Source organism: Pantoea eucalypti (assembly GCF_009646115.1).
Lineage (GTDB): Bacteria > Pseudomonadota > Gammaproteobacteria > Enterobacterales > Enterobacteriaceae > Pantoea > Pantoea eucalypti.
This window is the reverse complement of the sequence record NZ_CP045720.1, coordinates 2453555-2468937: the sequence shown is the minus strand read 5'-3', so window position 1 is coordinate 2468937 and position 15383 is coordinate 2453555. Positions and strand designations below refer to the sequence as shown.

The window sequence follows — 15383 nt, the reverse complement described above, 5'->3', positions numbered from 1 at the left end:
CCGCTTTCCCTGTTACACAGCCTGCGTCTTTCATTGAAGAGAGCCCCCTATGTCAGAAATCAGCCGTGCCGTGCTATTCGGCAAACTGGATACGCTGTTATTTTCCTCGCTGGAAAGCGCCACCGCCTTTTGCAAACTGCGCGGCAATCCCTATGTCGAACTGGTGCACTGGCTGCATCAACTGATGCAGCAGCAGGATGGCGACTTACAGCAGGTCATCACACATTTTTCACTGGATGAAAAGGCCCTGACTCAGGACATCGTTGCCGCGCTGGATCGCCTGCCTCGCGGTGCCAGTGCGGTCTCCGACCTCTCTGAGCATATCGACAGCGCCGTTGAGCGGGCGTGGGTTTATGCCTCGCTGAAATATGGCGCGACCCGCATTCGCGGCGGTCATCTGCTGATTGGTATGCTGAAAACCTTCAACCTGGCCAGCGTACTGAAAGGCATCTCCGGCCAGTTCAGCCGGGTTAATGCCGATGCGCTGCTGGCGGATTTCGACACGCTGCTCAGCAACAGCAAAGAAGCGCAGCAGGCGATGAGCGCGCCGGCAGATGCTGCTGGTACAGCGCCTGCGGCCAGTGGCAGTTCGCTGGAGCAGTATGGACAGGATCTGACCGCGCGCGCCCGTGAAGGCCGCATCGATCCGGTAACCGGGCGTGACGATGAGATCCGCCAGATGGTCGATATCCTGATGCGTCGTCGTCAGAACAACCCGTTGTTGACCGGTGAAGCGGGCGTCGGCAAAACCGCGGTGGTCGAAGGCCTCGCGCTGCGTATTGCCGCGGGGGATGTGCCTGCGCCGCTGCGCGATGTGCAGCTCTGGCTGCTGGATATTGGCCTGCTGCAGGCGGGTGCCGGGATGAAAGGGGAGTTCGAAGCGCGACTGCAGGCGCTGATCAATGAGGTGCAGTCCAGCCCGACGCCGATCGTGCTGTTTGTCGATGAGATCCACACTCTGGTTGGCGCGGGTGGTCAGCAGGGCACCGGCGATGCCGCCAACCTGCTGAAACCGGCGCTGGCGCGCGGCCAGCTTCGCACCATCGGCGCGACCACCTGGGCCGAATACAAAAAGTATATTGAGAAAGATCCGGCGCTGACCCGCCGCTTCCAGACCGTGCAGGTGCAGGAGCCGGATGAAGCCAAAGCGATTCTGATGCTGCGCAGCACCGTCAGCGCGCTGGAGAAACACCATCGCGTGCTGTTGCTGGATGATGCAGTCACTGCGGCAGTGAAACTATCCCATCGCTACATTCCGGCGCGTCAGCTGCCCGATAAAGCGGTGGCGCTGCTGGATACTGCCTGCGCCCGCGTGGCGGTGAGTCAGGGCGCGCAGCCTGCGGCGCTGGAAGATTGTCTGCATCGTCTGGCCGCGCTGGAGATTGAAGCGGAGATCATTGAACGTGAAATCCGCGTCGGCCTTGGCGATGTGACCCGCCAGCAGGCGATTGCCGCAGAGCGCACCGCCCTGGAAACTGAACGTGATGCACTGCAACAGCGCTGGCTGCAGGAGCGTGAACTGGTTGAGACGCTGATTGCGCTGCGCGCCCGCTGTGTAACCGAAGAGGATCCGGCGCTGCGTGAACAGCGTGATGCAACGCAGCAGCAACTCACGGCGCTGCAGGGCGACTCGCCGCTGCTGTTTGCCGCCGTGGATGCAGGCGTGGTGGCTGCCGTGGTCTCGGACTGGACCGGTATTCCACTGGGCCGGATGGTGAAGAATGAGATCGACGCCGTCCTGAATCTGGCTGACACCCTGAACCAGCGCGTCATCGGCCAGCGTCACGGTCTGGATCTGATCGCCAAACGGGTTCGCACTACGCGCGCCCGCCTGGATAACCCCAACAAGCCCGCAGGCGTCTTTATGCTGTGCGGCCCGTCCGGTGTCGGTAAAACCGAGACCGCGCTGGCGCTGGCCGAGTCGCTGTATGGCGGTGAGCAGAACATTATCACCATCAACATGAGTGAGTTTCAGGAGGCGCACACTGTCTCGACGCTGAAAGGTGCTCCGCCGGGCTACGTCGGCTACGGCGAAGGCGGCGTGCTGACCGAAGCCGTTCGCCGTCGTCCCTACAGCGTGGTGCTGCTGGATGAGATTGAGAAAGCCCATCCGGATGTGCATGAGCTGTTCTTCCAGGTGTTTGATAAGGGCTGGATGGAGGATGGCGAAGGTCGCCACATCGATTTCCGCAACACCATCATCATTCTGACCTCGAACGTCGGCACGCAGTTGATCAGCGCGATGTGTGCTGATCCTGAACTGATGCCCGATCCGGATGCCCTGAGCACCGCGCTGCGTAAACCGCTGCTGGAGGTGTTCCCGCCTGCGCTGCTGGGCCGTCTGCTGGTGGTGCCGTATTACCCGCTCAGCGATGAAATGCTGGCGGAGATTGTGCGGCTGCAGCTGGCGCGCATTGTGCGTCGTCTGGCCGACAACCATGGGATTGAGGCGCAGATCGACGAGTCGGTGGTGAGCCAGATCGTCCAGCGCTGTACCGAGGTGGAGTCGGGCGGTCGCATGGTGGATGCCATCCTCACTAACACGCTGTTGCCGCAGATGAGCCAGATATTGCTGAGTGCGCACGCCCGCGATGAACGCTATCGCCGCGTCGAAGTGCGTTGTGAGCAGGGCGAATTTGTCTGCCAGTTCGCTGTTTAAAGCTTAGTTATCAGAGAGTTTTCGAATATGTCGGAACATGATCAACCCCTGAATGTCCCCAACGCGCTGCCGCTGGGTTACCGCTTTAATGAGTTTGAAATCAAAGAGGTTATCGGCGGTGGTGGCTTTGGTATCGTCTATCGCGCCTGGGATCACCAGCTGGAACGTGATATCGCCATCAAAGAGTTTATGCCCGCGTCACTGGCGGTGCGCAGCGATGACCTTAATCTGGTACTGCGCAGCGAACGTTTCAGCAAAACTTTTCACGCCGGACTGAACAGCTTTATTCAGGAGGCGCGTCTGCTGGCGCGCTTTAACCATCCGAACCTGCTGCACGTGCTGCGTTTCTGGGTGCAGAACGACACTGCCTACATGGGCACGGTGTTCTACAGCGGCACCACGCTCTCAAACTTCCGCGAACGCAATCCGCAGTCGGTAGATGAAACCTGGATCCGTCGCATGCTGCCGCCGCTGCTGGGCGCGATTAAAACCATCCATGAAGCGGGTTACCTGCATCGTGATATCTCGCTGGATAACATCCAGATTCAGAGCAGCGGCGAGCCGATCCTGCTGGACTTCGGGTCGGCGCGCAAAACCATCGGCAACCTGTCGGATGAGAGCGAGACCATGCTGCGTCCCGGCTATGCGCCGATTGAGCAATACAGCGACAACGACGAGAGCGAGCAGGGCGCGTGGACCGATATCTACGCGCTGGGCGCGGTGCTGCATACGCTGATTACCGGTGCACCGCCACCGGTCAGCGTGGTGCGGAGCATCGAAGATAATTATCAGCCGCTGGTGCAGCGTCGTCTGGCGGGGTTCTCCACAGCGCTGCTCAGTGCCGTGGATCGTGCTCTGGCGCTGAAGCCGGAAGATCGCCCGCAGAGCATTGATGATTTTGCTGTGCTGATGGCGCTGCCGGAACGTGAACCGGAACCGCTGCTCAGCGCAAAAATGAGCGGGCCAGGTACGATGCTGGTGCCGATCACAGAAGAAGAGGAGGAGGTCAAACCCGCCTCGCCGCTGAAAACGCTGCTGGGACACCGGTTTGCTCTGCCAGGCCTGGTGGCTGCGGGTGTGCTGGTCGGCCTGTGCGCCGGTCTGCTGATGTCACGCGGTAATGAGTCATCGCCGGCTGAGGTCGCGCAAAACAGCGCGCCTGCCGTCACCGTCGCGCCGGTTAACCAGCCGGTGGCTGCGCCACCGACGCAGGCTGAGACCCCGGCAGAGAAGGTTGTCAGCGCGCCGGCGCAGACCTCTGAACCTGTACAGACCGCCGCACGTGAACCCGATCCTCAACCGGCACCGCCACCCGCCCCGGTCGCCCAGGTTTATATCCGTCTGCAGCAGGGCGAACGCGTTCAGGTGAACGGTCAACCGCAGGCGCTGGTCCCGGCGGTGAATGGCTTCGCGACGCTGCAGCTGGCCCCAGGTAATTACACCTTTGCCATTAGCGGCCAGAGTGGCACTCGCCAGCAGACGCTGAACATCAGCGAAGAAGGCGTCTGGTTGCTCGATCCACACAGTTAATAGTCAGGGATTACTTATGTTCTCACGCATTACTGCACAGCTGCCGGCGGACGGCCTGCTGTTCCACACGCTCACGGGCACCGAGACGCTGTCCCGTCCCTTTGTGCTCACCGCCGAACTGCTGGCCACCGACGCGCGCATCGACCGTCACGCCCTGCTGGGCAAGCCGGTGACGTTTACGCTGCCGACCGACGGCCTGATGAACGCGCTGAGCCCGCGCTACCTCAACGGCAAAATCACCCGGGTGGCGGTGCGCAGCCAGGAGCTGAGCGGCACCCGCTACGCGGTCTACCAGCTGACGGTTGAGCCGGACCTGTGGCCGATGCAGCGCGACCGCAACCTGCGCATCTTCCAGAGCCAGACGGTGCCGCAGATTGTGCAGACGCTGCTGAAGGAGTACGCGGTTAACGTAGAGACGCGCCTGGCGGGCAACTACCGGGTGTGGGAGTACTGCGTGCAGTATCAGGAGAGCAGCCCGGACTTCATCAGCCGCCTGATGGAGCTGGAGGATTTACTACTTCTTCCGCCACGAGGCGGACAAACATACGCTGGTGCTGTGCGACGCGCCGGACCAGCATCAGGCGTTTCCGGGCTATGAGACCATCGCCTATCACGTCACCCCGTCGGGCGGCGTGGTGACGGAAGAGGGCATCAGCCAGTGGTCGCTGGCGGAGAGCGTGACGCCGGGCATCTACAGCACCGACGACTACGACTTCCGCAAGCCGAACGCGTGGATGCTGCAGGCGCGGCAGAACCCGGCGTCGCCGGTGCCGGGGTCGGTGGACGTCTACGACTGGCCGGGCCACTTTGTCGACCACAGCCACGGCGAGTCCTACGCGCGCATCCGTCAGGAGGTGTGGCAGGCCGAGCACCACAGCGTCAGCGGGTCGGGCACCGCCACCGGCATCGCGCCGGGCTTCACCTTCGCCATCATCAACGCGCCGCACTTCAGCGACAACGGCGAATATCTGGTGACCTCGGCGACCTATGACTTCGCCGAGAACAGTTACGCCAGCGGCGACACCGGCGAGAGCCGGCACAATATCAGCTTCACGGTGCTGCCGTCGTCGGTGACGTACCGCACGCCGCCGGAGACGCCGTGGCCAAAAACGCACGGTCCGCAGACGGCGAAGGTGGTGGGGCCGAAAGGCGAGTCGATCTGGACCGACCGCTACGGCCGGGTGAAGGTGAAGTTTCACTGGGACCGTCTGGCAAAGGGCGACGACACCAGCTCCTGCTGGGTGCGCGTCTCCAGCGCCTGGGCGGGTCAGGGGTTCGGCGGGGTGCAGATCCCGCGGGTCAACGACGAGGTGGTGGTGGACTTCATCAACGGCGATCCGGACCGTCCGCTGATCATCGGCCGGGTGTATAACGAGGCGAGCATGCCGCCGTGGGCGCTGCCGGCAGCAGCGACGCAGATGGGCTTTTTAAGCCGGTCGAAGGATGGCACGGCGGATACGGCGAACGCGCTGAGGTTTGAGGATAAGGCGGGTGAGGAACACCTGTGGATTCAGGCACAGAAGAACATGGATACGCATGTTAAAAATGATGAATCACACAGTGTTGGTGGCTCACAAACCGTCAGCATTAATCGAGACTACAAAGGTAAGGTGGCCGGTGCGCATGAGCAGGCAACACAGCTTTCACATACGGAGGTAATTGGTGGTGGTTTTTTACAACTAGTGCAGGGAGGCATTGTGCAAGCTTCTGATACCGGAATACGTCTGGTGGCTGGTCAATCCATTCTGGAATTAGGCGCTAACGGTCAGGTCAATCTGCAATGTATAAATTTCACAGTGAACGCGTCCGGGCAGGGTGAAATTAATACCGGCGGTACGCTGGATTTAAATATTAGTAAACCTGCCGCTGCTTCTGATACAGAGCCCACATCAGCACAAATTCAGAATGCTGTAAAAGCGGCATTTAATCAGGGAAGTAAAGAATAATGGAAATTAAATCATTTGCTCTTTCAGAGGGCACCCTCAACTTGTCTGATGCCTGGCAGGATCACAGCATCAATGTTCTGAAATTTCCTGCCAGTGATGCAACTTTAGTCATCACCCGCGCATGGGATATCTCACCTGAAGAAGAAAATGACTATTTCTCCCAGCAGCTGGCCAGGATTAAGCAGCGAATGAAGAAGGTTGTAATGGGTGAGCAGGTGACAAGCACTATTGCGGGCCAGTCTGCAAAAGAGGTCAAACTCTCTTTCGAGAACCAGCATGTCATGATGTATGAACAGCTAGCGATCGTGCGAATGGAAGATCATCTCCTTGTACTGACCTTTAGCCGAACGACCCCTTTTGATGCAGATACAGATGCGCTCTGGAACTCAGTCAAAGCGGGTATGCAACTGGGAGTCTGACGATGACGGATTTTATTGCAGCCCGTATCGACGACCCCCTGGTGCATAGCTCGGCGCTTGCCGATTTTGTGGGAGGCCTGGTAGAAGGTGCCATCGTTGCAGGAGTGATGCTGGCAGCGGGTACAGGAATTGGTGCGGTGATTGGCGGTGCAGCGATTGCCGGGCTGATTTTCAGCGGAAAACTTGAGGAAATCGGCGACGCTGCAGGCAAATTTGTCGACAGCGTAATTGATCCCGGACCGCCTGATGCGATCATCATCAGTGGGTCTGACGATGTGTTGATAATGGGGAAAAAGGCAGCGCGCGCAGCCGGCACTGTGGATCGTGGCTATCTTAATATGCCAGTTGCCCAAGATGAAGGCATTGACTGGGCGGGGATCGGTATGCTTGCGCTTACTGGCGTAGCAATGGCAATGAAAACAACACTGAATCCCGGTGCTGCGCTTATGTCAGTGGCTGAGAAGGCTAGCCACATTACGTCTGATGACATTAAAGATTGGGGAAAAAGCGTCTGGACCAGCCTGACTCAGCCTGTGGTGGAAAGTGCAAACCCTTATGCGGCACCCATGCCGCAGGATAAAGTCGCATGTGCTAAAGGCCATATGGTCACCAGCAGTAATTTTATCGCGCAGGGTTCAAAAAAAGTGTTAATCAATAACCAGCCTGCTGCGCGTAATGGTGACAAAAGCACTTGTGAAGCAGTTATTAAAATTAGCGAAAATCCCCGTGTACGCATCGGCGGCGATACCATTACAGTGCGTGACATCCACAGCGGTAAAAACATGCTGGCGTATATGGCTGGTAATTTACTGGGCGGGGCCCTGGCAGGGGTACTGCCACAGCTGATCAAGTTTGGTTACAGCCGTCTAATTCTGCGCGGCCTTGCTAAAGAAATCATTTGCCCGCTCGGCGGCATCGTCGCAACCGAAGCCGCTGCTCAGGCAGTCATTAAAGCCAGTAGTACGGCATTTCCTGTCAATATTGCTACTGGCGCTAAAATCCTTGCACAGGATGAAGACCTCGATTTTGTGCTACCGGATCGCATACCACTCAGATGGCAGCGTATTTACCACAGTCGCAACTTAGCAGCCGGGATATTAGGTACTGGCTGGATGCTGCCTTTTGAAACCCGCTTGTATCGTTTGCCGGATAATCAACTGATGTTTCGTGATATGACTGGCCGTGAGTTGGGCATGGGCAAGGTCAATACAGGAGACGTCATTGATTTTCAGGAAGAAGGTCTGAAACTGTTCTGTAGCCCGAACGGTGCGATGGTGATACAGCATCATGACGGCGAACACCAGCTTTACGAACCGGATCCCTTAAATATGGGCGAATGGCGCCTGCATCGTCTCTACGATCGCCATGAAAATGCTCAATATTTTGAATGGAATAAGCAGGGGCAGTTGGTACGCATCTTTAGTGATAATGAAGCACTTGATGTCGAGCTTGAGTATCAGGAGTGGGGACGGCTTAGCGCAGTATATCAGGTTTGTGGAAATACGCGCCGCTGCATGGTGTCTTACCGTTACAACGAGCAGAACCAGCTGATCATGGTGAGCGATGCGGACAACATCGTTTTGCGCCAGTATGGCTGGGATCGGGCTAGTGACATGCTGGCATGGCACAGTTTTTCAACCGGCCTGAAAGTTCAGTATCAGTGGCAACCCGCTCTGGACAGCAGGCACTGGCGAGTTTCTTCCTACCAGGTGCTGGATGAACAGGCAAGCGTGCTGGAAAACTGGCGTATTAATACTGACGAAAAAGAACGCATCGCCTATGTGAGTAACGATGAAGGTGTATCCAGTCAGCATCGCTGGGATATGTTGTACCGTATAACGGCTTATACCGATGAACATGGCGGTAGCTGGGCATTCAACTGGGCTGGGACCAGTGAACAGCTAAATGAGATGGTACAGCCCGACGGAGCCCGCTGGGAGTACGCTTTTGATGCGCGTGGAAATCTGACGATGGAGCGCGATCCGCTGGAGCGCACCACGCTTAAAACCTGGCATCCGTTATATGCGCTCCCGTTGAAAGAGGTGTTACCGAACGGTGCAGTATGGCAATACGAGTATAATCTAGCCGGTGATGTTGTGTCTCTGACCGATCCGGAAGGTGCAACCACGCTTTTTAAATGGAATGAACAGGGAGATCTGGTTGAGCGCATAGATGCTCATTGTAACCGGCACTGTTTCTGGTGGGACAGTCGTGGCCAACTAATCCGCGAAGAAGACTGTTCCGGTTACCCTGCTCGCCGTCAGTATGATGATACAGGAAGGCTGGTAAGCATCACGGATGCGCTGGGCAATACACAGCGATTTGCATGGAGTCCGGCGGGGCGACTTGAAATTTTAACGCGTCCGGACGGACGTGAAACCCGATTCGAATACAATAAAGCCGGCTTACTATGCGGGCAAAGTATTGAAGGTATTCTGGCGCATAAAGTTACTTTAAATTCCCGTGGTCAGGTCATTGAGGCAGTTGATCCGGCGGGCCAGAAAACACAGTTTCGTTTCAATCGGGCTGGGCGACTGACAACATTAATTAACAGCAACATGCAGGAGTGGCATTTTAGCTATAGTTCGACTGGATTATTGCAGCAGCAGCAGGATTATGCAGGACGGAAGACCGAGTATCATTACAATGCGCTCCAGCAGGTAGAGTCGCTTATCCGCTATCCGGACAGCAGCAGCGAAATGCCGCCTCAAGTCACGAACTATGAATATGATGCGCTGGGGCGAATGACGGCGCGTGAAACATGTGAGCATCGGACCGAGTTCCGGCACAGTGCCCTGGCATTAGAGATTTGTCGCGCGCCATATCAGGAATGGCGTCAGGCTGCTATTGAGATGCGTGACCCGGAACATGCTGAATATCAGATATTTACCTATAATAAACTGGGCAGATTGATCAGCGAAAAAAATCATTCAGGGGAGTACTGTCATCAATATGATGCACTGAATAATCTGAGTGCAACGTCATACCCGGATGGACAGAAAATCGACTTTCTTCGTTACGGCAGTGGACATCTTCTGGAGATTCAACTCTCCTTCAACGCGAAAAAGTTGTCCCTGGCAGGATATCAGCGAGACCGTCTGCACCGGGAAACGAATCGCACGCAGGGCGTGCTAACGCAGGAGACATATTATGACGTGGCGGGACGGATTTCCCATCGGCGCTGTCTGGACAACCCGCGTAAAACGCTGATTGCAGAAAGACGTTACCAGTGGGATCAGGCCGATCAGATTATCCGTCAGATTTATACAGATGGCACACCGTCGTCGCCGCAGGAGAAATACCGACAGTTGCTATGGGGATACGATGCAGCTGGCAGGGTGACGCAAAGCATAATGCCGGGCTGTGATGAACAGTTTTTGTATGACGCTGCAGACAATCAGACAACACAGGATTTGCATCCGGTACGGAATAACATGCTGAGGCGTCTGGATGGTGTGCGCTGGGAATATGATGGCTTTGGTCGTATGACGGAGCGGCATGATAGCCACCGGGGTATTGTGCAGCGTTTTTTTTATGACAGTGAGCATCGTATCAGTGATGTTCAGATTGAGGGTGATATTGAATTCAGCCGCGCGCAATACTTGTACGATGCGCTGGGACGCCGTACGGAAAAACGCGTCTGGCGGCACCGTCAGGAGCAGCCGGAATGCACAAAATTTGCCTGGCTGGGCATGCAACTGGTTGGTGAAAGCAGCACTCACAGGCCAGACACAGGCGTACGCTATGTTTATGCAGAAAACAGCTACGAACCGCTGGCACGTATTGACAGCACAGGCGCGCATAGTGATATTTACTGGTACCACACCGAGATAAACGGCCTGCCGGACAGGCTGACTGATGAGGAAGGCAAAAGCGTCTGGCGCGGCAACTTCTCTGTCTGGGGGCGCACCCTGTCAGAACAGTGTAATGCGAGCTGGGGCGTGCCGCAGAACCTTCGTTTTCAGGGACAGTACCTTGACCGTGAAACCGGGCTGCACTATAACACGCTAAGATATTATGACCCGCGCGGCGGTCGCTATACGCAGCCGGACCCGATAGGGTTAAAGGGTGGATTGAATACTTACACCTATGTTAATGATCCAATGGTTTGGGTGGATCCATTAGGCTTGATTCCTTGGGAAAAAGGCACGTTTAACTCCTGGTTTAATGGCGCATCAGTTCAGGATATTATCGATAATAAATCAGCTGTTGAGAGTGCTCTTCGAAGTCCCGGTGGTATGCATGAAATGTTCCCTGTATCGATAGCATCTAAAGCGAAAGAGTTAGGGTTTAGCGCAGAAGAGCTTAAAGCAATGACAGTTCCGACTAGCGAAATTACATTTATTAATGTCACTGATAGAAATGGAATGCCTGTCCCAAATGGTCCTCATCATGGAAGTAAAGCAGGGCGGCATTTCCATAACAAACTTATCAGTGATTTAAAAAGTGCTGAAACTAAGATGCAAGCCATAGACATTATAGAAACACACCATTCGATCCACATGAAACGAACAGGATGCTTTTGATGAATACTAATTACGACGCGGATATTGTACATCTTTGGATAGGAAGTAATTATGATTCCGAAAAAGACTATTTGAAATATTTTGAGCTTGATTACTCAACTGAAGGGGATTTTGAGGATCCCTCCTATAAAGTTTGTGCATTTTGTCAGTATCTTGGCACAAAGTGGTACGATGAAGACTTTATAGGAATAATACCAAGAGAAGAAAAAGATGTTCCTCTTAATGAGATACTTGAGCAAGCAGCAGTTGATCTAAGTGAGATGGAAAAAATAAGAAATACATGCGCCAACTTGGGAATTGATAAAGCAAACGCCATTTTATGGTATTCAAATCTTGACGTTGATAATTTTCCTGCTATAGGTAGTGATTTTAAAGGATTAAAATATATTGGTTGCTTCAAAGGTGATTGATTTAACACTTTAAAAGTGATCTAACCTAGTTTCTTGGTATCTACCGGAGGCGGCTATTATGCTCATTCCGGTTTTTTATTCATAATTTCAACTCTCTGCTATTTTCTTAGAGATGCTCATATCCTTCAGTGAAAATTAACGATAATTTATATTTTATTATCTATTTTGACGAGTCTACTATTTTTATCGTGAGCTGGTCGCGAGGTTCAAGAATGCTTTCAAGTGGAACTATTTACTATTTAAATGAAGATGAAATTGTTTATTACAAGAAGAAATCCTTGGAGGTAAATAGCGATGCCTCTATTAAGCTATATCAGTATTATGCATTTTCAAATTTCATCAAGCCTGACATGATAAAATGGTTGAAAATATCTGCCTTACAAGGAAATGAGGTTGCCAGGTACAATTATGCGGTTTATTTGATAAATAAAGGAGATATGATTGAAGCTTCGAGATTGATCGATGAGATTCAATCTTCTGGTGATGCTGCATCAGCTAATGAATTGAGAGAAAAGATTAGGTGAGTACATTTATGGGTATTTTATTAATCAATTTATAATTCTCTATGTTGCTTTTTAAAATTTCTCCAACTTAAGGATAAATTTCACTGGGGTTATGATTAGGCTGGTAACTTAGCTCAGCTTTCTAAATTAATAGATCATCCGCAAGCGAGTCCTCAGGCATTAAATTTTCATTCTTCTATTTAAAGCCGCATTTTATCCGCATATTTGACCGCCCTGACTCAATCATCAAACTAATACGGAAACAACCAGCGTCAGATTTTCTTTATTATTAAGATTAACGGGTGAAGTTTATTTGTAACTTATCATAAATTCCGTGAGTGATTTTATTATTAGCAGTGTAGGATGTTCGGATAATGTTGAGGGAGGTGGCCTTAGCAATATTGCTATAATTAGCGGCTACATAACGATTCTGGCTGCTAATTGATTTTTAAAAATGGATGGCAACAACATGGAAATTTTAGCATTTTTATTCTTCTGGTCAGTGACGGTGTATTTTATCTGGAGCAGTAAGATTTCCTATGGAAAAGAAACGCTGGCTGGTATAGGGAAAGCTTTTGTTGGGATTTTTATCGCCATTATCGCTATTGGATTCGTGCTTAAAGGACTGGCAGCTATAATCCCGGGTTTTACCAGGGACGCCGCAGGGGACTTAATGGAGGCGTTAGGTGCATCATTATTTTTTATATGGGGTATGAAATTTATACTTGTCGGATTCTGCAATATGTTTGGCACTGTTATGGATTTTCACAAGAAATATAATGCAGACAATTACAGGCGGTTTTCACCGGCTATCAGTAAGCTGGCACCAGGGCTGTTCATTTTTTCAAAGGTCATTCTTTCTCTTGGAACTATAGTGATTTATTACGGCATCTGGCTGGCGAATTAAACTAAGAAGGGAAACAGGCTGTTAATATTAACAAGGAATATACTTTTCTTTTACGTCGGGCTTCTCCAGGGAAGCGATCTAACAGCGCTTCCGAAAATGCCTTTATACCCTGGCCAGAGAAGAAATCCTGCATTACCGTTGCGCTGCCAGGCAGCTTCCAGCCAAGGGACTGGAACCAGTTGCCTCCCTGATATCGGTTTAACTCACATCTGACGCTAATTAACCACGGATGACTCACCCTGCCTGGAAGTCTGGGCCGCGTATGAAGGCTGCCAGTGTGAGATAAATATGTCTGACTGGCTGTTTAAAAAGCCTGCCATGACGGGCTAAAAGTCCTGTAACACCACGGGAACTAAACCGGGACGGTGTGCTGCCTGTGTAGAGAGTTACAAACGGTAGGTGAAAGCAGCAGCGCGACACGCATTACCTGTCGACCGCGGATGGCTGGGAGCCACTGGTGCACATCGATACTCTGAATGACAGCGCCATGACGTACTGGTACCTAATCTCTAATATAAGCACGGAATCTGATTATGTTCTCACGCATTACTGCACAGCTGCCGGCGGACGGCCTGCTGTTCCATACGCTCACGGGCACCGAGACGCTGTCCCGTCCGTTTGTGCTCACCGCCGAACTGCTGGCCACCGACGCGCGCATCGACCGTCACGCCCTGCTGGGCAAGCCGGTGACGTTTACGCTGCCGACCGACGGCCTGATGAACGCGCTGAGCCCGCGCTACCTCAACGGCAAAATCACCCGGGTGGCGGTGCGCAGCCAGGAGCTGAGCGGCACCCGCTACGCGGTCTACCAGCTGACGGTTGAGCCGGACCTGTGGCCGATGCAGCGCGACCGCAACCTGCGCATCTTCCAGAGCCAGACGGTGCCGCAGATTGTGCAGACGCTGCTGAAGGAGTACGCGGTTAACGTAGAGACGCGCCTGGCGGGCAACTACCGGGTGTGGGAGTACTGCGTGCAGTATCAGGAGAGCAGCCTGGACTTCATCAGCCGCCTGATGGAGCTGGAGGGGATTTACTACTTCTTCCGCCACGAGGCGGACAAACATACGCTGGTGCTGTGCGACGCGCCGGACCAGCATCAGGCGTTTCCGGGCTATGAGACCATCGCCTATCACGTCACCCCGTCGGGCGGCGTGGTGACGGAAGAGGGCATCAGCCAGTGGTCGCTGGCGGAGAGCGTGACGCCGGGCATCTACAGCACCGACGACTACGACTTCCGCAAGCCGAACGCGTGGATGCTGCAGGCGCGGCAGAACCCGGCGTCGCCGGTGCCGGGCTCGGTGGACGTCTACGACTGGCCGGGCCACTTTGTCGACCACAGCCACGGCGAGTCCTACGCGCGCATCCGTCAGGAGGTGTGGCAGGCCGAGCACCACAGCGTCAGCGGGTCGGGCACCGCCACCGGCATCGCGCCGGGCTTCACCTTCGCCATCATCAACGCGCCGCACTTCAGCGACAACGGCGAATATCTGGTGACCTCGGCGACCTATGACTTCGCCGAGAACAGTTACGCCAGCGGCGACACCGGCGAGAGCCGGCACAATATCAGCTTCACGGTGCTGCCGTCGTCGGTGACGTACCGCACGCCGCCGGAGACGCCGTGGCCGAAAACGCACGGTCCGCAGACGGCGAAGGTGGTGGGGCCGAAAGGCGAGTCGATCTGGACCGACCGCTACGGGCGGGTGAAGGTGAAGTTTCACTGGGACCGTCTGGCGAAGGGCGACGACACCAGCTCCTGCTGGGTGCGCGTCTCCAGCGCCTGGGCGGGCCAGGGGTTCGGCGGCGTGCAGATCCCGCGTGTTAACGACGAAGTGGTGGTGGACTTCATCAACGGCGATCCGGACCGTCCGCTGATCATCGGCCGGGTGTACAACGAGGCGAGCATGCCGCCGTGGGCGCTGCCGGCGGCGGCGACGCAGATGGGCTTTTTAAGCCGGTCGAAGGATGGCACGGCGGATACGGCGAACGCGCTGAGGTTTGAGGATAAGGCGGGTGAGGAACACCTGTGGATCCAGGCGCAGAAGAACATGGATACCCATGTTAAAAATGATGAATCACACAGTGTTCTGAACAATAGGACAGTTTCGGTGGGCGCTAATAATGAGACGCGAGTGGATGGTGACCATGCTCTCGGCACTCAGGGAAATAGTAAAACGCTGACAACGGGCAATCGTACTGAACAGGCCTTTGCTTCTTACACCATTGCAGCCGGAGACACTGTAAGGATCGAGTGTGGTCTGAGCGCGATTGAGTTAACTAAAGAAGGTGCGATTAATTTTATTGGTAAAAATTTTAACATTACCGTCGATGGTAATGGAGAGATTAATACCAAAGGTGGTGATTTACATTTAAATCCGGAAGGAGGAAGCGCTGCAATAATTGCACCGGGTAGTGGACATAAAAATAAAATAAAAAGTGAAATTGAAAACTACTTTTCTTCATCAGCAAAAAATACCAAAGGATAA

8 protein-coding genes and 1 pseudogene are annotated in these 15383 nt (G+C 54.1%); all 9 read left to right on the top strand.

All coding sequences use genetic code 11. The annotated features are described in order from the left end of the window. The first annotated feature begins 49 nt into the window (after positions 1 to 49). The 9 genes and pseudogenes from tssH to EE896_RS11385 all read left to right on the top strand — a co-directional run bounded on the left by tssH (position 50) and on the right by EE896_RS11385 (position 15383). The gene (gene tssH / locus EE896_RS11425) at positions 50 to 2659 is read left to right on the top strand and encodes a type VI secretion system ATPase TssH (RefSeq protein WP_140916482.1); all 2610 of its coding nucleotides are present in this window, start codon (positions 50 to 52) and stop codon (positions 2657 to 2659) included. A 27-nt stretch (positions 2660 to 2686) separates the two neighbouring features. Further along, positions 2687 to 4189: a serine/threonine protein kinase gene (locus tag EE896_RS11420; RefSeq protein ID WP_140916483.1), complete on the top strand. Its 1503-nt coding sequence runs from the start codon at positions 2687 to 2689 to the stop codon at positions 4187 to 4189. Positions 4190 to 4205: 16 nt separating this feature from the next. Further along, positions 4206 to 6135 (top strand): annotated as a pseudogene (locus EE896_RS11415) (type VI secretion system Vgr family protein). After that, a complete protein-coding gene (locus EE896_RS11410; RefSeq protein WP_003849020.1) occupies positions 6135 to 6554 on the top strand; it encodes a DcrB-related protein in 420 nt (139 codons plus the stop codon). The pseudogene EE896_RS11415 and the gene EE896_RS11410 overlap by 1 nt, the downstream one beginning before the upstream one ends. Before the next feature lie 2 nt (positions 6555 to 6556). Then, positions 6557 to 11080, top strand: coding sequence for an RHS repeat-associated core domain-containing protein (locus EE896_RS11405; protein WP_039661310.1), 4524 nt, complete (start codon positions 6557 to 6559; stop codon positions 11078 to 11080). Beyond that, a complete protein-coding gene (locus tag EE896_RS11400) occupies positions 11080 to 11490 on the top strand; it encodes an immunity 22 family protein (protein ID WP_033761564.1) in 411 nt (136 codons plus the stop codon). The genes EE896_RS11405 and EE896_RS11400 overlap by 1 nt, the downstream gene beginning before the upstream one ends. A gap of 212 nt (positions 11491 to 11702) precedes the next feature. Then, positions 11703 to 12014, top strand: coding sequence for a hypothetical protein (locus tag EE896_RS11395; RefSeq protein WP_033761562.1), 312 nt, complete (start codon positions 11703 to 11705; stop codon positions 12012 to 12014). A 448-nt stretch (positions 12015 to 12462) separates the two neighbouring features. After that, entirely contained in the window at positions 12463 to 12900 is a 438-nt protein-coding gene (locus tag EE896_RS11390) for a hypothetical protein (RefSeq protein ID WP_181405318.1), read from the top strand. 533 nt (positions 12901 to 13433) lie between these two features. After that, the gene (locus EE896_RS11385; protein ID WP_153574569.1) at positions 13434 to 15383 is read left to right on the top strand and encodes a type VI secretion system Vgr family protein; all 1950 of its coding nucleotides are present in this window, start codon (positions 13434 to 13436) and stop codon (positions 15381 to 15383) included.

Bases quoted from the DNA above. Each gene is read 5' to 3' on its own strand.
- tssH (WP_140916482.1), top strand. From the start codon at position 50: ATGTCAGAAATCAGCCGTGCCGTGCTATTCGGCAAACTGGATACGCTG.
- EE896_RS11420 (WP_140916483.1), top strand. From the start codon at position 2,687: ATGTCGGAACATGATCAACCCCTGAATGTCCCCAACGCGCTGCCGCTG.
- EE896_RS11395 (WP_033761562.1), top strand. From the start codon at position 11,703: ATGCTTTCAAGTGGAACTATTTACTATTTAAATGAAGATGAAATTGTT.
- EE896_RS11385 (WP_153574569.1), top strand. From the start codon at position 13,434: ATGTTCTCACGCATTACTGCACAGCTGCCGGCGGACGGCCTGCTGTTC.
- EE896_RS11400 (WP_033761564.1), top strand. From the start codon at position 11,080: ATGAATACTAATTACGACGCGGATATTGTACATCTTTGGATAGGAAGT.
- EE896_RS11410 (WP_003849020.1), top strand. From the start codon at position 6,135: ATGGAAATTAAATCATTTGCTCTTTCAGAGGGCACCCTCAACTTGTCT.
- EE896_RS11390 (WP_181405318.1), top strand. From the start codon at position 12,463: ATGGAAATTTTAGCATTTTTATTCTTCTGGTCAGTGACGGTGTATTTT.
- EE896_RS11405 (WP_039661310.1), top strand. From the start codon at position 6,557: ATGACGGATTTTATTGCAGCCCGTATCGACGACCCCCTGGTGCATAGC.